At 55.0% G+C, this 19,136-nt stretch carries 18 protein-coding genes and 1 pseudogene; 9 read left to right on the top strand and 10 right to left on the bottom strand.

The genetic code is table 11. The features are described from left to right. Positions 1-5: 5 nt before the first annotated feature. Positions 6-1,208: an ABC transporter permease gene (locus ACXAGD_RS13310; protein ID WP_475211300.1), complete on the top strand. Its 1,203-nt coding sequence runs from the start codon at positions 6-8 to the stop codon at positions 1,206-1,208. A gap of 247 nt (positions 1,209-1,455) precedes the next feature. Here ACXAGD_RS13310 and ACXAGD_RS13305 read toward each other — a convergent pair. Both ACXAGD_RS13305 and ACXAGD_RS13300 read right to left on the bottom strand, forming a co-directional pair. Beyond that, positions 1,456-2,087 (bottom strand): annotated as a pseudogene (locus ACXAGD_RS13305) (tyrosine-type recombinase/integrase). Between the two features lie 260 nt (positions 2,088-2,347). Beyond that, entirely contained in the window at positions 2,348-3,265 is a 918-nt protein-coding gene (locus tag ACXAGD_RS13300) for a DMT family transporter (protein ID WP_475211299.1), read from the bottom strand. Between the two features lie 75 nt (positions 3,266-3,340). Here ACXAGD_RS13300 and ACXAGD_RS13295 point away from each other — a divergent pair, with 75 nt between their 5' ends. The 3 genes from ACXAGD_RS13295 to ACXAGD_RS13285 all read left to right on the top strand — a co-directional run bounded on the left by ACXAGD_RS13295 (position 3,341) and on the right by ACXAGD_RS13285 (position 6,701). Then, entirely contained in the window at positions 3,341-4,219 is an 879-nt protein-coding gene (locus ACXAGD_RS13295; RefSeq protein WP_475211297.1) for a LysR family transcriptional regulator, read from the top strand. Positions 4,220-4,486: 267 nt separating this feature from the next. Then, positions 4,487-5,809 (top strand): DUF3300 domain-containing protein, encoded by a 1,323-nt coding sequence (locus ACXAGD_RS13290; protein ID WP_475211295.1) that lies wholly within the window; start codon positions 4,487-4,489, stop codon positions 5,807-5,809. A gap of 1 nt (position 5,810) precedes the next feature. Then, the gene (locus ACXAGD_RS13285; protein ID WP_475211294.1) at positions 5,811-6,701 is read left to right on the top strand and encodes a DUF2950 family protein; all 891 of its coding nucleotides are present in this window, start codon (positions 5,811-5,813) and stop codon (positions 6,699-6,701) included. 371 nt (positions 6,702-7,072) lie between these two features. Here the strand turns inward: ACXAGD_RS13285 and ACXAGD_RS13280 are convergent, their stop codons facing one another. Beyond that, on the bottom strand, positions 7,073-7,378 hold the full coding sequence (locus ACXAGD_RS13280) for a winged helix-turn-helix transcriptional regulator (RefSeq protein WP_475211293.1): 306 nt from the start codon (positions 7,376-7,378) through the stop codon (positions 7,073-7,075). A gap of 126 nt (positions 7,379-7,504) precedes the next feature. On the opposite strand from ACXAGD_RS13280, the gene ACXAGD_RS13275 reads away from it, so the two are divergent. Both ACXAGD_RS13275 and ACXAGD_RS13270 read left to right on the top strand, forming a co-directional pair. Beyond that, the gene (locus ACXAGD_RS13275) at positions 7,505-8,425 is read left to right on the top strand and encodes an SMP-30/gluconolactonase/LRE family protein (RefSeq protein WP_475211291.1); all 921 of its coding nucleotides are present in this window, start codon (positions 7,505-7,507) and stop codon (positions 8,423-8,425) included. Continuing rightward, positions 8,425-8,577 (top strand): DUF1989 domain-containing protein, encoded by a 153-nt coding sequence (locus tag ACXAGD_RS13270; protein ID WP_475211290.1) that lies wholly within the window; start codon positions 8,425-8,427, stop codon positions 8,575-8,577. Before ACXAGD_RS13275 ends, ACXAGD_RS13270 begins: the two co-directional genes overlap by 1 nt. Positions 8,578-8,673: 96 nt before the next feature. Here ACXAGD_RS13270 and ACXAGD_RS13265 read toward each other — a convergent pair whose 3' ends face one another. From ACXAGD_RS13265 to gcvA, 7 genes are all read right to left on the bottom strand, one after another. Next, positions 8,674-8,811: a hypothetical protein gene (locus tag ACXAGD_RS13265; protein ID WP_475211289.1), complete on the bottom strand. Its 138-nt coding sequence runs from the start codon at positions 8,809-8,811 to the stop codon at positions 8,674-8,676. 433 nt (positions 8,812-9,244) lie between these two features. Then, entirely contained in the window at positions 9,245-9,904 is a 660-nt protein-coding gene (locus tag ACXAGD_RS13260; RefSeq protein ID WP_475211288.1) for an FMN-dependent NADH-azoreductase, read from the bottom strand. A gap of 95 nt (positions 9,905-9,999) precedes the next feature. Further along, positions 10,000-11,271 (bottom strand): amidase family protein, encoded by a 1,272-nt coding sequence (locus tag ACXAGD_RS13255; RefSeq protein WP_475211286.1) that lies wholly within the window; start codon positions 11,269-11,271, stop codon positions 10,000-10,002. Next, complete coding sequence (locus ACXAGD_RS13250; RefSeq protein ID WP_475211284.1) at positions 11,268-12,155, bottom strand: polysaccharide deacetylase family protein; 888 nt, start codon at positions 12,153-12,155, stop codon at positions 11,268-11,270. Before ACXAGD_RS13250 ends, ACXAGD_RS13255 begins: the two co-directional genes overlap by 4 nt. A gap of 15 nt (positions 12,156-12,170) precedes the next feature. Further along, complete coding sequence (locus tag ACXAGD_RS13245; RefSeq protein ID WP_475211282.1) at positions 12,171-13,682, bottom strand: amidohydrolase family protein; 1,512 nt, start codon at positions 13,680-13,682, stop codon at positions 12,171-12,173. Beyond that, the gene (locus tag ACXAGD_RS13240) at positions 13,672-14,355 is read right to left on the bottom strand and encodes a DUF1989 domain-containing protein (RefSeq protein ID WP_475211281.1); all 684 of its coding nucleotides are present in this window, start codon (positions 14,353-14,355) and stop codon (positions 13,672-13,674) included. The genes ACXAGD_RS13245 and ACXAGD_RS13240 overlap by 11 nt, the downstream gene beginning before the upstream one ends. 97 nt (positions 14,356-14,452) lie before the next feature. Beyond that, positions 14,453-15,379, bottom strand: coding sequence for a transcriptional regulator GcvA (gcvA, locus tag ACXAGD_RS13235; protein WP_475211279.1), 927 nt, complete (start codon positions 15,377-15,379; stop codon positions 14,453-14,455). A gap of 133 nt (positions 15,380-15,512) precedes the next feature. On the opposite strand from gcvA, the gene ACXAGD_RS13230 reads away from it, so the two are divergent. Genes ACXAGD_RS13230 through ACXAGD_RS13220 form a run of 3 tightly spaced genes read left to right on the top strand, consistent with a single transcriptional unit; the run spans position 15,513 to position 19,090 of the window. Then, the gene (locus ACXAGD_RS13230) at positions 15,513-17,072 is read left to right on the top strand and encodes an ABC transporter ATP-binding protein (protein WP_475211277.1); all 1,560 of its coding nucleotides are present in this window, start codon (positions 15,513-15,515) and stop codon (positions 17,070-17,072) included. After that, on the top strand, positions 17,069-18,154 hold the full coding sequence (locus ACXAGD_RS13225; RefSeq protein ID WP_475211275.1) for an ABC transporter permease: 1,086 nt from the start codon (positions 17,069-17,071) through the stop codon (positions 18,152-18,154). Before ACXAGD_RS13230 ends, ACXAGD_RS13225 begins: the two co-directional genes overlap by 4 nt. 3 nt (positions 18,155-18,157) lie before the next feature. After that, positions 18,158-19,090 (top strand): ABC transporter permease, encoded by a 933-nt coding sequence (locus ACXAGD_RS13220; RefSeq protein WP_475211274.1) that lies wholly within the window; start codon positions 18,158-18,160, stop codon positions 19,088-19,090. Positions 19,091-19,136: the final 46 nt, after the last annotated feature.

The following is a 19,136-nucleotide window of genomic DNA, read 5'->3' as shown; positions in this document are numbered from 1 at the left end:
CTTTGATGCCTTCAACCATTCGACAAATCATCGCGATGAGCCGCGCCACCCTACTCAGTCTACCCCGCAGGCTGGCCATTTCCCTGTCTATGGCCGGGTCGATCATGCTGGTCGTTTGTGTCCTGAGCGGATTTCTCGCAATGGCGCGCGGGTTCGAGATCACGCTGGAACGTGCGGGATCGCCGGATGTCGCGGTCATCCTTGGTGGTGGCACGCGGCAGGAAGGCAACTCTGAAATCCCCTCGGATGTTGTCCGGTCGCTTATGGCGATGCGCAGCGATATTGGGGTCATGCGCGACAATCGGGGCATGCCGATCCTGTCGCGCGAACTCGTGGTTCCTGTCGAGTTTCGCAGCCACGCCGACGATTTGGCTGAAACACTGGCATTGCGCGGTATGGACGATACGGGTCCGAGTATTCGCGCGGAGGTCACCCTGTCTTCCGGTCGCGCAATGCTGCCTGGTACGCGCGAGATCGTGGTGGGTAAACAACTTGCCACCCGATACCCTGGCTTGGACATTGGAGATCAGGTTCGGCTCGGTCCGGTCGATTGGACAGTGGTCGGTCATTTTGCAAGCTTCGGCAGCGCGCTGGAATCAGAGATTTGGGGCGATATTGATGCCGTCGCGGCCGCGTTCAATCGTGTAGGAGAGGTGCAAAGCCTGCGGTTGAGGCTGGCTGAAAACGATAAAATCGACGGGCTCAACCGGGCGGCTGCCGAATTCGCAGGGGCTCAGCTATTAGTGCTGACTGAGGCCCAACTCTACGCCGGCCAAGCTGCCGGAACATCGCAACTGATCAGATACTTTGGGTGGCCGATCGCGATTTTGATGGCTATTGGTGCAATCGCAGGGGCGCTGAACACAATGATGAGTTCGGTTTCGGACCGAACTGTCGAGATCGCCACTGTCCGTGCACTGGGTTTTAGCCGACTGTCCGCAAGCCTAGCGACATGGTCGGAGGCCGTCTTGCTTTCTATATTCGGGGTTGGCCTGGGCCTGACCGTTTCATGGTTGGTGATGAATGGCTGGCAGGCAAGCACAATAGGCGCAAACGATGCAGAATTAGCCTTCCAGCTGGTGGTCAGTACAGACGTAATGGTAAGCGCTGCGCTGGTTGGCCTGGCAATCGGAGCCATTGGCGGCGCTTTACCCGCGATCGTCGCGGCGCGGTTACCACTTACTGATGCATTGAGACGGCGCGGGTAGCGGCTTTGGTCGACTACACGATCAAAACTAAACTCACCGCTTTGCGCCAGTGAAACACTTACGTGTCAGTGAACTGCCACGCTGCGGTTCTGCCAGACTGTCAACAATGCACACCGGGAGCGGCGTAATTGTCACGTAAGAAGTCGAGAGGGCGCAGCGAACGGCAGCAATGCTGGCTGCCGATGTGGCGTCCGAGCGGTGCCCTGGATGTCTCCTTTGGTCCGCCCGCGAGAGCGACCCGTGAGCGTTAAATCTCAATGGCTTCGGCGAAGGCCAAGGCACCCTCGAGTTCGATGCCGAGATACCGGACTGTACTGTCCATCTTTGTATTGCCAAGAAGAAGCTGAACAGCGCGAAGGGTTTCGGTCTTCTTGTAGATCTGGGTGACCTTGGTTTTCCTCATTGAATGGGTTCAATAGGCGCTTGCTTCGAGGCCGATCAACGTGACCCAATCGCCGACAATCCGTGCATATTGGCGTGTCGAGATGTGCATGCGTTCGTGAAATTGGCCGGGCCAGAGGTACTCCGAACCGACCATCAGCTCATCTTCCATTCACTTCTCAACAGAGGCATGTGTGCCTTGGGATATCGCAAAGCGCACAGGTTTCTGTGTCTTGCTTTGCAATACTGAAGCCCCTTCCTTGATCTGACCCGATGACATGACATCGACAACCTTCATCTTCACCAAATCGCAGCCGCGGAGCTTGCTGTCGATTGACATGTTGAAGAGCGCAAGGTCGCAATGGTTTTCGGCAAGTTCGAGGTGCACTCTGATCGCCCAGACATGTTTTGGTCTCAGCGGGCGCCTCTGGCCGACGATGCGTCCTTTGTTCCAACTGGGCGAAGATCACGAATGGCAGGTAAGTTTGGGGCTTCCATGGTTGATCCTCCAATCCGCCATGCCCGCCCACAACGAAAACCCGACGTTGACCGGAAAATTTTATCACAGCATGCTGCGCTGTCTCCGAGGGCCGCGATGAGCGCAAAGTCATCGATGCTGCACGATGTATGAAGGTCGGTTTAGCATCGGTCTGCCTTTATTGCCCCGGGTATATTTGAAAACGTCGACGTCCGCAGCGAAAACCGGTAACTGATCAACAAACTACCCTGTCTTGCCGGCTGTTCCTTGGCATATGGCATCACACTCTGTTGGTGAGTGAAACTCCGGCAATCACCAACGTACCACCCACCAGCATGGAAGCCTCAACTGGTTCGTGCAGGATAGCAGCTCCAAGGGCCACCCCAAAGACGGGGACGAGATTGGTGAATACCGCGGTACGCTCAGGCCCAAGCGTCTGTACCCCCCGATAGTACCAAACAAATGGCACGACTGTTCCGCCAATGGCCAGATAGATGATGGCCAATGTGCAAGTCAACGTCGGTAATTGAGGCAGTTGCACTGGACCGGCCAGCTGCAACCCCAATGCCAACAACATAAACCCAATTAATGCAGCCCAAGTAGTTGCCGCGAGCGGTGAAATGCTTCCAAGTGCTTTGCGTCCAAGAAGCGTATAGCCCACCCAGCTGCCCACCGCAGCCAGCATGTACAGTTCTCCTTGTCCAAAGCTTTGCCGGACGTCAGTCATCAGTCCGGCAACGTCCCCCTCGCTAATCACGATCACGGCCCCGGTTAGTGCTACACACATCCCGGCAATTTGCCCAATCGGTAGGAGCTGCCGCGCGATCAGCCCCCCGGCTAGAGCCACGGCTATCGGATTGAAGGCAACAATTAGTGCTGTTCGCGAGGCTGGCATCTCAGCCAGAGCGGAAAAGAAGAACAGGTTGTAAAGGCAGACGCCGGACAGTCCAAGAAGTGCCATCAACACGCTTTGACGCCAGGTGAGGCGGGGCAAACCGCCTTCCGTTTTCCACACAAGATAAAGCAATATCAGCGATGCCAGACCAAACCGTGCCGTTGCAGCGACCAGCGGGGAAATCTCGGCCGAAACCATGCGACCAGCGACAAATGTACCGCCCCATAGGAAGGCTACCATTGTGAGCCGGACGTACAGCAGAGCATTCTGCGACGCTATGGGATATGACAGGGTATGAGACATGGAAACACCTAAAACATCGGATTGCCCATGTCGAATTTCAGTTATACTGTATTATAGTCAAATGAGTATTTACTTATGACTTTTGGACAACTTGAAATTTTCGCCAATCTTGCCGAAACGCGCGGGTTCACGGCTGCTGCATTGCGACTTGGGATCAGCCAGCCTGCAGTGTCTCATGCCCTCAAAAGTCTGGAGGATGAGCTTGGCGTCACGCTCTTTGATCGCACGGTATCACCAATCGAACTAACGCCGTTGGGTGAACGACTTCTATCCCGCGCACGTGAAATTCTTGGGCTGGCCGATGCTATGCATCAGGAGGCCTCGGAATATCGTGGAGTGCAGACCGGCAGACTGCGCATCGGATCTTTTGGTGCGACGTCGTCATTGCAGATATTGCCGCGCCTTCTCGAAGCATTTCACGCAGCCCATCCTGGTATCGAAGTGCTTATTGAAGAAGCGGCGGACGATGAGATTATCCGCTGGATTGAAGACCGGCGCATTGATCTAGGTTTTGTCGTGTTACCAGATGAACGCTTCCGGACATGGCCTGTTGCACAGGACCAGTTTGTTGCCTTGGTTGCTGCCGACAGTACTTTGGCCAAGCAATCCTCAATTCGATTGGAGCAGCTTTGCGATATGCCATTCATCATGCCGGAAACTGGTTCTGCCCGTTTCATTCGCCGTCTGTTCACGCAATCCCGTCTTAGCCCAAATGTTCGGTATCGGACGTCGCAGATGCTAAGTACTTTGACCATGGTGGCACGCAATCAAGGCGTCTCGGTGGTGGCCGAGATGGCCTTGCCGCCAACGAATGGCAAAGAGGGCTGGGTTAGCAAACCGCTTAGTTCCGTCAGGACGCGAAAAATTGGCCTTGCGATGCATCCGCACGCAACACCATCCCCTGCGGCGGTCGCTTTTGTTGAGGTCGTGGAGAAAAATAGAGACAATCTTTAGCGACATGCGCAAGGCAGAGAGGCGGCATCCCGATTTGAAGTTTTTGGGCTCGAACCGGACATTAGAATACACTACGTGAGCGGCTGGTTTATCCGCACTGCCGGCATTGAATTGCCTTGGCCGTCCCAACAATCGCTATAATGCGTCCGACGTAGGCTCTGAGCCGAAAGCGAACACTGGCTCAAACTTTGTTGGGCAGCCATTATTGTCCCAAAACCGTCTATTTGACGGATCGGTTGCCAGAATCGCAGTCTTAGGTGATCCTTCATGAAATCGAAGGATCGCAATATGTTCAGGTTTCTATTAATTGCATTCGGTATTTGCGTATCTACTTTCGCGCTAGCGCAAGAGGCGTCCGAAGATGTAGCGGTAAAAGATGATACCTCGGCGAACTCATCCAATCTGCTTACTGACGCCGAGTTGCAGACATTGGTCGCACCGGTTGCTCTTTATCCCGACACGCTGCTCATACAGATATTTGTCGCGGCCACCCAGCCATTGGAAATTGTTAAGGCTGAACGGTATTTACTGGATAACACCGACCGCGACCCTGCTGAGCTTGAGCCGGAAATCGAAGCGATGGGATGGGATCCTTCCGTCACTGTGTTGGCGACGGCGTTCCCCGAAATCGTTGGCCAGATGGCCACTCATATCGACTGGACCGAGACAGTCGGCACAGCCATGTTGGCCCAGTCCGATGATGTGATGGATGCGGTTCAGATCATGCGGGATCAAGCAATTGACAGCGGCGCTCTTGTTTCAGGGCCCGAGCAAACTGTCGAAGTGTCTGATGACGACACAGTGATAATTACACCGACAGAACCCGAAACAGTATATGTCCCACAATACAATCCCGAAACAGTTTATACTGGCCCGTCAACCGGAGACGTTGTGGGCGCCGCATTGCTGACTTTTGGCACTGTTGCCCTGATCGACGAAATTTTTGACGACGACGATGATTGGTACGACTATTGGGGGTGCCGAAATTGCGGTGGCTGGGGCGGTGGTCCGATTTATAGAAATCCAGACATCGACATTGACGTCGATGGCAACGTCAATATCGGCAATGATATAGATTTAGGTGACCGAACGGATATCGGATGGAACCCCGATCCTGACCGGCAACAGGAGGCCCGGAACAAAATAGCGGACCACAAAAGACCTGAAGGTGGCCGTGGCGACTTGCCGGTTAACCGTCCTGACGGTCGCACAGATGAACTGCGTGCAAAGCTAAGCCGAGAAGCTGGTGCTGAAGATATTAGCCGGGACCGCGGGGCAGCCGCGGCTGTGGTCGGTGCGGGTGCAGGTGCGGTAGCAGGCGGGGCTTTGGTGAACCGGGGCAACGCTGATCGGGATAAGGCTGCCGCAAAGCAACAGGCTATTGATCGCACCAAACGTCCAGATGCCGCGAAAAAGCCAGTCGCACAAAGACCGCAGACCGCGAAGAAGCCGCAGGCGAAGAAGGCCACATCGGCGCAGGGCAAGCCCAGGGCATCCAAAGGGCAAGCGATGAAGAAAAAAGCGTCCGGTAGCAGAACGCAAAGCGCGTCCAGGCGCGGACACGCAGCTAAAGGCAAGCGGAGACGGTAAGATGCGTAGATCAGTATTTACAGTTTTGTTGCTCGTCGGGACTGCTAGCCCCGCCCTCTCTGGCGGAGCCAAATTCGATACTCCGCAAACCGCACTGGATGCTTTTGTTGATGCGTTAAAGGCCAATGATCAGAGCAAATTGCTCGAAATTTTTGGTCCTGAAGCCGAGGATTTAGTGGGAACGGGCGATCCGGCGGAAGACCAGGAAAGAAGGCAGGAAGTGCTTGGCATGTACGCTGAGGGGTATCGCTTTCAGCCTGAGGATGAAGGGGTTGTACTTCTTCTGGGCGAAGACAGTTGGCCTTTTCCAATTCCAATTCTGCGTACAGATGACGGTTGGCACTTTGATCTGGAAGCAGGGATCGAGGAGCTTTCAGCCCGCGAAATAGGCTTGAATGAGTTGGAAGTGATCGAATTGCTTGAGGCCTATGTTGATCTGCAGGCTGCATTCCGGCTTGTCGACCATAACGGGAATGGCGTTATGGAATTCGCTCAGACGATCATTTCTGATCCGGAAGAGCAAAACGGACTCTTCTGGCCTGGAAAAGACAGCTTTGTCGGAGCAGCGCTTGCCCGCGCCGCAGCTTCGGGGTGGAGTGACGGTCAGGTTGATTATGAAGCTGAACCGTTTCTTGGCTATTATTACACAATCCTGCAAGAACAGGGGCCTAACGCTCCAGGGGGTGCGTACCCCTATTTTGTAGGGGATCACTTTGTTGCAGGACATGCCTTGCTGGCAATACCGGCAGACTACGGAGAAACTGGTATCCATTCCTTTCTGGTTGGCGAAAACGGCATAGTCTACGAGGCAGATTTTGGCCCGGAGACACTCAGTATTGCAGCTGAAATTTCAGCCTACGATCCAGGCACGAATTGGGCACCGGTCGAGTAGTATTTGGATTGATAGTGGCGCTTAAGCTCTGCGCTTTGCTGAGGCCACTATTTGCGGCTCGTGTGACAAGTTACAGTTTGATGGTTACGTGTACCCGAACAGTTTCATCCTAGATCGCTGTTGCAACACCCATTGCGACAGCGAGCAAATTGCCCATCTTACGATTTGATCCATTCTTCTGCCTTAACACGTTTCGACTGAATGACCGAAAAGTCCGCATTTCGGAGTTTGCAAAGCCCGACGATGAAGGTCCAGTTTAGGCCGACTGCGGTCCTTTGGAGTAATGCCGCGGAAGTCAGCTTTAACCGCATTGCGGTCGTTCGGTAAAACTTGCTTGAACGTCCACTTTACGGACAAATCGGACCTTCAATCTATGTTTCTGGATGTCCGCTTTCCTGTTCCTGAGCGTGTAAGTGTTTCGCCCATTCCTTACTGAAGTCTCCGAGAGGGCAAAGATGATCATAGAGGTGTTGTCCCAGATCAGTCGACGCATATCCTTCGGCAACGCGATGAATAAATCCCGCCGCTTGAAGCTCTTTCAGTCGGGTGTTGAGTGCCGCAGGTGAGATTGTTTCGCATTCTTCTTGCAGCTTTCGGAAGGTGCATGGGCCAGCCTCGCTCAGCGTCCAAAGCACTCCCATAGCCCAGTGCCGTCCAAGCAGGTCGAACAAAGCCATAATCGGCGCACCGCTTTTTGAACCACGGACAGGCTGACCTGGTATCGGTATCTTAGTCACTTGCTATACTTTCTGTAGCGCCCTATATTGCTATGTAATTTGTAGCAACCCGAGCCAGTATTGCCAATGACCAAGACAGACACTTACGAAATTCGTGATGATCGGTTCAAACGCAGCATCAAACTGGATGAGCCGATCGACCAAATCTGGACAGGCGGTAAATGGACTGAAGGACCAGTGTATTCTCCGACGTTCAGATGCCTGATCTGGAGCGACATTCCCAATGATCGACGGCTCCGCTGGGATGAACTGACCGGAGCAGTCGGAGACATCCGCTCAGGCCTCGGATGCTACACGAATGGCTCAACGCTGGACCGGCAAGGGCGGATCGTGGCTTGCGAGCATGGGACACGCAGTGTCACCCGGATTGAGCATGATGGTTCGGTTACGACTCTGGCCAGTCACTTCGAGGGAAAGCTGTTCAACAGCCCCAACGATGTTGTGGTACGATCAGATGGCACGATCTGGTTTAGTGACCCGGCTTACGGAATCGAGTCTGACTACGAAGGGTTTCAGGCAGACCCAGAGCTTGACGGTGAACATGTCTATCGTCTTGATCCGGCCACCGGCGATGTCACACAAGTGACTACTGACTTCGCCTGTCCAAATGGACTTGCATTTTCGCTAGACGAGCAAACGCTATATATCGCTGACAGTGGTGGCACGCGTTACGCAAGCGGAGAGCATCATATCCGCGCGTTCTCCGTTAGTGCAGACGGCAAGCTCTCAGGCGGGGACGTCTTTGCTGAATGCGAAGCAGGTGTCTTTGACGGGTTTCGTCTCGATACCCAAGGCCGTATCTGGACGAGCGCAAAGGACGGCGTTCATTGTTACCACCCGGATGGCACGCTGCTGGGCAAGATTTTCGCCCCAGAAGAGGTCTCGAATGTTTGCTTTGGTGGGCCGAAACGCAATCGCCTGTTCATCACCGCCTCCACAAGCGTTTATACGGTACTCCTGCCAACAACCGGCGCTTTGTTGCTCTGATGGCAGAAGCTTTTGTGCTGAAAGCCCGCACGGGCCGCGCGTTTCGTTTGGTGCAAGGCGCACACTTGAGAGTTACCGATACCTTCGGCTCTCAGGTGATCCACGCGTGGGCGTTCATGGCGGATGACATCGCAGATGTTCATGTCGATTGAACATACCCGCGTCCATTCAAACACTCCGACGCCAGTGAAGGGAACGATTTTTCGGTCTAACGTCGGTGTCCAATTCTGGAGTTTAACGAAGACACGTCACCTGGTGTCTACGATTAGTTCTTCGCCGCCTACGATCAGGCTCGCGATGAAATGCTGGGGTTCCAAGCGGCGCAAGGGAATTGCAGCGACAATCTCAGGCAGGCGATGGCGGGACTTGGGTACCCAATCGATCATGTGCCCTGTCCACTGAACCTGTTCGACAACGCGCCGCAGCTTGCAGCATCACGCACATTGGGCTCTACTGACACCTTCGCCGTGATTTGTACCAGGGGCCGGTCTGGTGTGAATCGATTTTCGCCGCACGCCGCATGGACAGTCAAGAAGCGGAACAAATCTGTCGTTAGAACGCAGCATAGCAAAGTACGCCTTCCAACCTGGAATTCGAATAGGGGGAAGTTGTCTCCAGAGATTGGTTCAAACTATCTGCCAATCCGAAATGAAGGTCTACAACTACATTCGCCGCCGTTTTGTATCTTTAGCGACGTGAACCACTCTAGTAAGGGCGCTGGACACAACCACCTGCCTCACACACCTTGTGCTGTGATCAGTTGGAAATGTAGAACCCGTCTATTTCATCAGGTTCTACTTTCCATAAACTGGCTAACGGTTAGGCAAGCTCACGCGCAATGTGACGCGCCTGGGCCTGAGCTGAGGCGACCGAAGCTTTGTGACGCTCATCGGCGAATTCCTGATACTCGGCCGCAGCTTCGAACATGCGTTCTGCGCCCAGGTATTTGCGCAATGTGCTGATATGCGCAGAAAGGTGACCCGAGTCATTGCGAATTCCACCCTCATCAAAACCGAATTCCCCAGCCGATGTCAGCAGCACCAGTGTTTTGCCGGACATGATCGGTTCCAGAGGGAAGTCGCCGCGCGCCAAATCAAACGTAAATGTCTTGTTGATCCGAATGATCTGATCAAACCAAGCCTTCAGAGCTGCGGGCATGCCGTAGTTGTACATGGGTGTCGAAATCAACAGGATGTCGGAGCGGTCGAGCTCGTCAATCAGCGTATCAGACAAGCTGACCAAAGCGCTCTGTTCAGGAGTGCGTTCTTCTTCTGCTGTGAAGACGGACGCGATCCAGTCGTTGGAAATGAAATCCGGCGGGGTCATTCCGACGTCACGCACAATAATTTCGACGTCCGGATCAACCGTTTTCCATTCTTCCACGAAACTGTCCGCCAAAGCGCGGGAAATGGAGTTATAGGCCGCAATAGTGTTGTCGGTGCGGCGGACGCTGGCGTCAATTCTCAGGATTGTGGTCATCTTGTCACCTAGTCAGTTTGCAATGAACCATTCAAAGGTGAAGCCAGAGACGCGCAGGTACAAATGAAGAGAATTCTGAAAAGAGTGAACTGACCTCAGCCATCTCTAATCGCTGAAAAAATCTTCTCCAGATGAGACGCCGTCGCAAGAACATCCGCGTCCGTGTTTACGCCGCCGCTCAAGGATAGGCTGCTCCCCGGTTTCCGTTTTCCAAGTGGAATCGAAATTGTTGGCGCATTAAGGAAAGCGGCTTTCATCGATACCGACAGGATAAGTGCGTTTTCCCGTGCAAAGACCCCTTTATCGCGGGTCACAGCCAGAACAGACGGCGGGTACGACGGCAATGTCGGGTAAAGCAGCATCTTCCCTTCCAGTTCTCTGCCAAAGTCCGGGATGAGGGCCCGCCGGATTTCCAGCAACGCTTGCAGATCTGTGCCATGGATTGAAGCGGCCTGAGCAAGGCGATCCTGCACATTTGGGTCCAGTCTGGCTTGCTGGTCTCCGACCAAACTTGGCAGAAAACGAAAGGCTTCGGCACCCACCAGCGTTCCATAGGTTTGGAAGATCTCCGTGACACGAGTGAAACTTTGGATATCAATCCTTTCCAATTCGATGCCATGCTCGGACAAATGCTGCTGGGCCTGTTCGTACATTGTCTTGATTTCCGGGGTAAATCCCTCTAGGGCATCTTCCCTCAGGCAAAGTATTTGACGGCAGACGTGCCCGGTTTCTTTGCAATCCGACAAAACGCGATCCACAGCGCAAATCTGACTGACCTTTAAGGCGAGTGAACCTGGCGTATCCAAGGAAGGCGCCAGAGGTAAAATCCCGGCGCTTTCATAGCGGTTCAACGTTGGGCGAAACCCCACAAGACCCTGACAGGCGGCCGGAATGCGCACGGAGCCAGAGGTATCTGTGCCCAACGCAATGTCGGCTAAGCCCAAGGCAACGGCTGACGCCGATCCGCTCGAGGACCCTCCAGGCACTATTGTGCTATCCAACGCATTCAGAGGGGTGCCGAAATGCGGATTAACTCCGAGCCCGGAGAAGGCGAACTCCGACATGTTCACATGGCCCAGAATGATCGCGCCTGCAGAACGGAGCTTGGCCACGATCGGGGCGTCATTGTTTGCTGGTTTTGGATCGATAGTCAAAGATCCCGCATGGCTTCGGAGCGCTTGCACGTCGATATTGGCCTTCACCGCAAGAAACTGGCCGTCCAACGGGCCAAGCAGCTTCCCTGCGGCCCGCCGCGCGGCGGCAGACCGGGCATCCTGCAACAGTCTATCTGGCGCAACGCCAAGGAATACCTCGCGCTGCGCGTCGAGCGAAGCCAGGAAGTCGCGCGCCCGTTGAAGGATACTCATGTCGTCAGGACCGGAGCCTTATAATAGGGCAGTTCTTCAACCCGTACGCTTTGCCGGTCTGCCTCATATTGCGCGCGCACGTGCTGCGCGATCTCTCCGAGAGTGGCGAACCAGACGTCACCCCTGTTCAAGACAGCTTCCATCCAGTCTTCCACTTGCCGCCATCGCGCCAAACGCCCGGTCAGGAAGGGATGCCAGATGCCGATCCAGAAGCCACCTTCTTCGTATTGGGCTTCGAATTCCTCCCAAAATGGGGTCAGCCCGGCGCGTGGCCCGGCGACGGGCATCATGTAGCCAATCTCCTCAAAATGGGCGAATTGCGGCCAGTCGTCGGTCCCCCAATGCGATGGAAGTTCGACCAAAGTCCGCCCGCCAGATCGCATGAGATATGGCACATCATCCGCCATCAGCGAACTGTCATAGTCGAATTCATGCTTGTTCAGCAGGTCGATGACCGCTTGCGTCACATTGTAAACCGGTGCGCGATAGCCTTTTGGCACATTGCCCAGAACTCGCTTATGCGACTCCAGCGCGCGTTCAAACCAATAGGCTTGTTCAGACGCGCTGTGGTTTGTCGGGTCTTCGTGCAAATAGCCATGATGGCCGATTTCATGACCATCCTTCAGGATGGCTTGCATAGCATCTGGATATTGCTCCACGACCCATCCGGGTGCGAAGAAGGACTGTTTCAGCCCGAAACGTTTGTAGGTTTCCAAAATCCGAGGGATGGCAACCGTCGGCCCGTAGCGCCCCATGGAGATTGGATAGAGGCGATCATGCCCGTCGACTGGCTTTGCGATATGGATCAGGCTGTCCGCATCAATATCAAAGGTGATCGCACAGGCGCATCGCGCGCCGTTTGGCCAGATTATCTTCTTCTGCATGGTCTTGCTCCTCTGTCACAGTGGCGGGGCGTTGTTCGTTAGCCAATCGTCATACCAGCGCTGCAATGCGGATTTGACGGCGGCATATTCACTGGCGCTCAGCCTTTGATCCGCGGCGCGCTGCATGCCGTCGGTGATGTTTTGAAGAATTTTCTTTTCGTCGCACTTCTTGGCTTCGCCGTGCGAAACGGCCAGTTGTCCGCCGGTGAAGACGCTTTGGATGTCCGTGGATTTTGCTGAGCTGACCAACAGCTCAACCGGATCAATGCCGGGGTCTAACCAGGGATCTTCAAGACGGTCCAGGCGCAGGATCACAAAGTCGGCGCGTTTGCCGACGGACAGGCTTCCGATGCTGTGATCCATTCCCATCAAACGCGCGCCACCCATAGTGGCCATGTCGAAAACATCCTTCGCGGTCAGGCTGGGGTTCGCCCGATCACTTGACCAATAAAGGCTTTGCGCCAGACGCATTTCGGCGAACATATCGTCATCGCCTGCTAGACTGGTCCCATCCATCCCCAGTGCGAGGTTGATGCCCATCCGCTTCATCAATGGCGCAGGCGCAATGCCGGACCGCAGCCGCAAATTGGAGCTGGGATTGCACACGATATGCGCGCGCACCTCGGCCACTTGCGCCAGATCTTTTTCGTCCGCCCAGACCATATGCGCCAAAGACAAGCCGTCAGTGAGCAGGCCAACTTTGCCCAATTCTGCGATAGCACCCTGAAAACTCCAGGCGGTAGCCGACAGGTGCTGCAGCCGAGACTCCTCGGCATGGGTGTGAATGCGCTGGCCGCATTCGCGAACCTCTCTGGCGATGTCGCACAGGGTCTCTCGGCCTGTCCAATGCGGTGCCGTGGGGCCAAACCAAACATCAGCGCATTCAGAATCCGCGTATTCGCCATGCATCCGAGACAGAAGCCGCACAAAGCTTTGCGGTTCAATACGTGCGCGCGCAACGTGCTGGCGTTGCAGTTTGCGTCGTAGAACCTCGGGCAAGGTGGTCAGAAACGACTGGCTTTGCCCATATGGATGCACAAGCTGGTTGTGCCATCTCTCGCCCGGTGCGATGGCGCAGGACAGGCCAAGCCCATTATATACGGCGGTTTTGTCCCTTATCTTCGCTTCGGCAATGACCGCTGTCTGACCCGCGGTGCAGGCATCCACAACAGCCGTTACCCCATTCTTCAGCAAGCGCATTGCCGCGTATTCGGTGGCGAGGCGCGGCGCAACGTCGGCTGCGCCAGCGGAGGCGAAAATCCAAGGTTCTAACAGGTCATCCCGTATCCCTTGGTTGATCAGGTTCACCCCATAGCAATGGTGATGCGCATTCACAAACCCGGGCAGGATCGCCGTGTTTGTGTCCGAGTACACCCTTGCGCTGGGATAACGCGACTTTAATACTTCCAGAGGCGCCAAGCCGCCTATTCTGCCGTCTAGAACATAAAGCGCGAAGTCGTTGTGACTGTGAAAGGCATCTTCGATGATCCAGCGGGCAGAAAATATGTCGCCGCCATCAGCCGTCATGAACAACAAATTCCAGCGCGCTGGGTTTGCCTTCGTCCCCGTTGACTGGAGTAATATCTTGCGGGCAGGCCGACATCACGGCGTAGACTGGCATCTCAGCTTTGAAGGTCATGCTATCCCCCGCTTTTGACACTGGCGCAGCCCAGGCAAGGCTGCCATCAGGGTGAACTGGGACGTTCATCCACAGATTGAAGGGCGCTGGCACATGCGGTGCTTTTGTCCCAATAGCAAGCAAGGCCTGCCTCAAATTGTCGGCGCAATTGTCGTGGTAATCAGTAACGCCCAATTGCTGGTACCGGTTGGCATCGCAAGCGGCGATCGTTGTGTCATGAACACCCGGCGATGTGTCTTGGGTCAGCGTCAAAAGAGGATTGCGCAGATTGCTGACCAACCTGTCACCGACCTTTGGGAAAACAGACAGAAGATCCGTATGCACATGCGGCATAGACAAATATTCATGCAGCTCTGACGAATTGAACGCCCAGAAATCGCAGACTTGCCAACCGGTCGGGTTGATGATGGTCAAAGTCTGCCCAGCTTTTAAACGCACCGCCACACCGCAACGTGCTGGCACTGTATACCGTTCTGCAATGACCGGGACGCCGTCGGCAGAGACCGTGCTATCCAGAGTTTGATTGAAACCGTCGGGTTGGGAAGGGTCAAAACTTTGCATGCGCAAGAACTCCTGTTTAGGAGTTCAGAAACGCATGCTTTTCGGCAATTTAGAAATGACAAATATTCAAGCGACGGATTAGATAGTTGCGGATGCGCTAATCTTCAAAAAACCTTTGACCGACGGCGCTGTCGCGAAACTCATCTGCTTGGTCCAATAGCCATTCCCGGAACACACGAACGCGTGCACGATTGGCGTAAGTTTCTGGACAGACCAGAAAATAGCTCTTGTTCTTCAATGCCGTGTCAAAGGGGGCGATCAGCATATTACGTTCCAGAAAACGCGCGGCGGCCAATAGGCTGACCAGGGCCACACCATGACCATCGCTAGCCGTCAGCAAACAGATGTGTTCCTCGGAGTAGGTGACATAGGGCTCGACATTACCATTCTGCAAGCCAGCCGCGTCCATCCAGCGCTCCCAACTCGGATCCGCATCGGAAAACCCGCTCCATTGGTATTCGATCAGACGAGACCTCAGAAGATCTTCGGGGGAACTCAGTGACTTCGCCTTTTCCACGCTGCACACAGGAGCCACCCAGTCATTCAGGACCCAAGCCACATTGCTGTCAGCATAATCGCCAAAGCCATACCGAATGGCCACATCCACATCGCTGGATTTGAAATCCACCAGTTGATCGCTGGACAGAACCCTTACTGAGATTTCCGGGTATTTCTCGTAAAAACCTCGCAGTCGCGGGCTAAGCCAATTGGCGGCAAAAGACCCGGTTGTTGAGATTGTCAATGTGCCCGCAAGGTCGTCTTCCTCCAGCGCGAGAGAGGCGGCTTCGATGTTTTTGAAGGCCTCAATGATGTGGGGCGCGTAGTTGGCCCCATCCTCTGTCAGTTTCAAGGCGCGGGTCAGCCGATGGAACAGGGGTACCCCAAGTTGATCCTCCAGCGATTTGATCTGATGGGAAATGGCAGTCGGAGTGACGCATAATTCATCGGCGGCATCCTTGAAACTCAGATGCCGGCAGGCTGCTTCGAAGGCCTGAATGCTTTTCAACGACGGTATCTTCGCCATGACGCGCGGCTTTGCTCTCCTGATGCGATGCTATTTCGTCGCTCCACTCTAACCCGATTGCCAGTTCACGTGTGGGCGAAATTCTCAGCTATGAGGTGAAAACATCTAATTTGAGAAGATAGGGCATTCTCTCTTGAATTTGCGTGAAAGTTGGGAGGTTGCCTTGGATCCATTTTTGAAAGTCACCGGGATAGACAAGTCGTTTGGCGCCGTTCGTGCATTGCACAACGTCAATCTGCTGGCTTCGAAGGGCGAGTGCATTGCGATTTTGGGCGAGAACGGAGCGGGGAAAACCACGTTCGCAAGTGTTCTGATCGGTCTGTATCAGCCCGATAGCGGTGAAATCAAACTGGGCGGAACACCTGTTTCGGTGACCAGCCCAGCAAAAGCTATTGAGCATGGGATCGGCATGATCCACCAGCATTTCAGCCTGGTCGGCGCAATGACCGCCGAAGAGAATATTCTGATCGGCTTGCCCAGCACAAAAAGGGGTGCCGAAGCGCGGGCGCGCATTCGGCAGCTTTGCAGCGACTTTGACTTTTTCGTCGATTTCGACATCCGCGTCACGGAAATGCCTGTGGGCATGAAGCAAAGGGTGGAGATCCTGAAGGCGCTGTTTCGCGATGTTTCGATCCTGATCCTGGATGAACCCACCAGCGTTCTTGCCCCGACTGAAGTCGCGCCGTTTCTCAAAGGGGTGCGCAAGCTGGTCGCCAACGGCTGCCTCGTCTTTTTCATCAGCCACAAGCTCGATGAAATCCGTGAAATTGCCGATCGCGTCATGATTATGCGCCATGGACGTGTCGAGGGAGTCCTTCCGGTTGCGACCACGCCCATGGTCCAGATGTCAGCGCTTATGATGGGAGAAAAGTCGACCGGCGAAACGGTCGAGGCACTCAAGGCCAAAAAGGCGCGCAACGACACCGGCTCAGCACCAGACGCTCTGGTTGTCTCTGATGTCTGCCTGACCGATCCAGGCGGCGCGGAAATCCTGCAGGATCTGACCCTCTCCGTGAAGGTTGGCGAAATCCTCGGAATCGCCGGGATCGACGGCAATGGCCAAACGGAGTTGAGCGAGGTGATCACCGGCCTCAAAAAGCAAACCAGCGGCGCCATCCACCTTAATGGCACGGAGATATCAAGCGCCTCCATCGCTTCGCGTATTGCAGATGGCATTGGCTTCGTGCCCGAGGATCGCCATGCCGAGGGCTTGGTCCTGTCGCTCAGTGTCGAAGAAAATATAGCCTTTCGATCCGTCGGCGATGACAGGTTCATGTCAGGCGGTCTGATTTCCCGGCGCGCGATGCACGAGATCGCAAGCGACGTGGTCGCGGCCTTTGACATTAGGCCCCCTGACCCAAAACTGAACGCCTCGGCTCTATCCGGTGGCAATCAACAAAAGATCGTTCTGGCCCGTGAAGTGGCCCGGGCGCGCAATCTTTTGGTCGTCGTACAGCCGACTAAAGGGCTTGATGTAGGCGCAACGGAATTCGTTCAGAACCAGATCCGTGCCGTCGCTCAAAGCGGCGTGGGGGTTCTCTATATCTCCACTGAACTTGAACATGTGCTCGACATCTCTGATCGCGTCGCCGTGATGGCCTTTGGCAGGATCACGGGTGTTGTCGATCCAGAAAACACAACTCTTCAAGACATCGGGCTCTTGATGACCGCAGCGCCGGAGGAGGTCCAATGAACAGATTTACCATGCAACGCCGGATTGCGATTGCTTTAGTTTTAGCGCTGAGCGTTGGCGGGGTGCTGATCCTGCTGGACGGGCACAACCCGTTTGAGGCCTATAAGGTTCTGTTTCTGGAATCCTTCCTGAATTACTGGGGTTTCTCTAGTACATTGGTCAAAGCCTCACCGATGCTTTTGGCCGGGCTAGCCGTGATCATTCCAATGCGCGCCGGTGTATTCAATATCGGTGGCGAGGGGCAGATCTATATTGGTGGGTTGTTCGGCGCCGTCTTTGCTTTGGCGATCCCCGATCTGCCCGGTCTATTGGGCGTGCCGCTGATATTTATCGCCGCCGCCGGCGGCGGGGCGTTCTGGGCGGCAATTCCTGCTTATCTCAAAGCCTATCGCGGCACGAATGAGGTCATTGTCACGCTGCTGATGAACTTCATTGCAATCCACATCGTCAGCTACGCCGTGGCGGGGCCGCTATTGGCTGAAGGCGCGCCATATCCTTATTCGGAGGAAGTGTCAGAACACTATCGCCTGCCTATTCTGATGCCGCAATCTGATACTCATGCTGGCTTTGTATTCGGGCTGGGCATGACGATCATCTTGTATTTCTGGCTACGCTTCACGCCATCGGGTTTCCAACTGGACCTTGTGGGGCGCAATGCGCGCGCTGCGGCCTATGCCGGTGTGGACCAGAAAAAGACCATCATTCGCGCCATGTTGATTGGCGGCAGCCTTGCCGGTATGGCCGGCGCAATCGAGGTGATCGGGTTGAAGTACCGCCTGTTCCACCTGTTTAGCGATGGCTACGGCTATGACGGAATTGTCGTCGCCTTCCTTGCGGCTCTTAACCCAATTGTCGCACCTTTGACCGCGCTGTTCCTTGCCGGGCTCTCTTCCGGGGCGGGAACGATGCAACGTGCCGTCGGGGTCGACAGTTCTGTCATCGAAGTAGTCGAGGGGCTCGTCGTGGTTTTTGTCGCTGCCGCCCTCGTGACACCGCGAACTAGGTCAAAATCCATTCTGAAACTCCTGGCAAAAAACCTGCGGCTGCGCCGCCAAACACAACGCCAAAAGAAAGAGGCATAGGCCATGATTGATCTTGTTTTTCTGGGCGACGTCCTTGCCGGAACCGCCCGATTGGGTACGCCAATTGCTTTTGCTGCCCTTGGCGGGGTGATCGCGGAACGTGGCGGGCTGTACAACATCGGCCTCGAAGGTCAGATACTTGCCGGAGCGCTTGGCGCTGCTGCTGGTTCTTTCGCAACGGGCTCCGCCGTGATCGGGCTCGGATGCGGGATCATTTGCGGCCTGATCTCTGGCCTGCTGCTTGGGTATATGTCGATCCGGCTGCGCATCAACCAGTTGGTTGGTGGTATCGCGCTCAACCTGCTGCTGGCCGGACTCACAGCTTTTCTGTCCCGTCGGATATTCGGGGCTCAGGCCGGTGGGGCGCGGGTAAACGGGTTCTCGCATATCAATATTCCCTTCTTGTCAGATATTCCCGTCGTTGGCCCGTCCCTGTTTTCCCAGGATCCGCTGTTCTACCTTTTGATCGGATTGGCAATAACAGCCTGGTTCTGGCTGATGAAATCCCACAAGGGTCTGGACCTGCGCGCCGTTGGCGAAAACCCGAAGGCCGCGGACTTGGCCGGGGTTCCTGTCTTTCGCATGCAATATCTCGCGATTGTAGTCAGCGGAGCCCTCGCAGCGCTGGCCGGAGTGCATCTGGTCTTGTCGCAAGTCTATGTGTTTGCGGAGGGCATGAGCGCGGGCAAAGGCTTCATTGCGCTTGCGGCAATCATCTTAGGACGTTGGTCGCCCATCGGCGCGATCTGCGCCGCGCTTTTCTTCGGCTTCTGTGATGCGGTGCAGCTCAAACTGCAATTCACCTCGCCAGAGATTCCCTATCAGCTTTTCCTGATCTTGCCATACCTCGCATCGCTCATTGCACTCGTGGTCCTCGGTGCCAAGGCCAGTGCACCTGCAAGCGTCGGACTACCCTACGACCGGGAGCATCGATAAATCTCAGCCGTGACGTGAGAAACCATCGTTTTTCACGCCGCGATCC

This window comes from Ruegeria sp. ABF4_144, assembly GCF_056160045.1.
This window is presented reverse-complemented; position numbering and strand designations above follow the sequence as displayed.

Excerpts from the sequence above, each read along its gene's own strand:
- ACXAGD_RS13310 (WP_475211300.1), top strand. The coding sequence starts at position 6 with ATGCCTTCAACCATTCGACAAATCATCGCGATGAGCCGCGCCACCCTA.
- ACXAGD_RS13300 (WP_475211299.1), bottom strand. The coding sequence starts at position 3,265 with ATGTCTCATACCCTGTCATATCCCATAGCGTCGCAGAATGCTCTGCTG.
- ACXAGD_RS13295 (WP_475211297.1), top strand. The coding sequence starts at position 3,341 with ATGACTTTTGGACAACTTGAAATTTTCGCCAATCTTGCCGAAACGCGC.
- ACXAGD_RS13290 (WP_475211295.1), top strand. The coding sequence starts at position 4,487 with ATGAAATCGAAGGATCGCAATATGTTCAGGTTTCTATTAATTGCATTC.
- ACXAGD_RS13285 (WP_475211294.1), top strand. The coding sequence starts at position 5,811 with ATGCGTAGATCAGTATTTACAGTTTTGTTGCTCGTCGGGACTGCTAGC.
- ACXAGD_RS13280 (WP_475211293.1), bottom strand. The coding sequence starts at position 7,378 with ATGGCTTTGTTCGACCTGCTTGGACGGCACTGGGCTATGGGAGTGCTT.
- ACXAGD_RS13275 (WP_475211291.1), top strand. The coding sequence starts at position 7,505 with ATGACCAAGACAGACACTTACGAAATTCGTGATGATCGGTTCAAACGC.
- ACXAGD_RS13270 (WP_475211290.1), top strand. The coding sequence starts at position 8,425 with ATGGCAGAAGCTTTTGTGCTGAAAGCCCGCACGGGCCGCGCGTTTCGT.
- ACXAGD_RS13265 (WP_475211289.1), bottom strand. The coding sequence starts at position 8,811 with ATGATCGATTGGGTACCCAAGTCCCGCCATCGCCTGCCTGAGATTGTC.
- ACXAGD_RS13260 (WP_475211288.1), bottom strand. The coding sequence starts at position 9,904 with ATGACCACAATCCTGAGAATTGACGCCAGCGTCCGCCGCACCGACAAC.
- ACXAGD_RS13255 (WP_475211286.1), bottom strand. The coding sequence starts at position 11,271 with ATGAGTATCCTTCAACGGGCGCGCGACTTCCTGGCTTCGCTCGACGCG.
- ACXAGD_RS13250 (WP_475211284.1), bottom strand. The coding sequence starts at position 12,155 with ATGCAGAAGAAGATAATCTGGCCAAACGGCGCGCGATGCGCCTGTGCG.
- ACXAGD_RS13245 (WP_475211282.1), bottom strand. The coding sequence starts at position 13,682 with ATGACGGCTGATGGCGGCGACATATTTTCTGCCCGCTGGATCATCGAA.
- ACXAGD_RS13240 (WP_475211281.1), bottom strand. The coding sequence starts at position 14,355 with ATGCAAAGTTTTGACCCTTCCCAACCCGACGGTTTCAATCAAACTCTG.
- gcvA (WP_475211279.1), bottom strand. The coding sequence starts at position 15,379 with ATGGCGAAGATACCGTCGTTGAAAAGCATTCAGGCCTTCGAAGCAGCC.
- ACXAGD_RS13225 (WP_475211275.1), top strand. The coding sequence starts at position 17,069 with ATGAACAGATTTACCATGCAACGCCGGATTGCGATTGCTTTAGTTTTA.
- ACXAGD_RS13220 (WP_475211274.1), top strand. The coding sequence starts at position 18,158 with ATGATTGATCTTGTTTTTCTGGGCGACGTCCTTGCCGGAACCGCCCGA.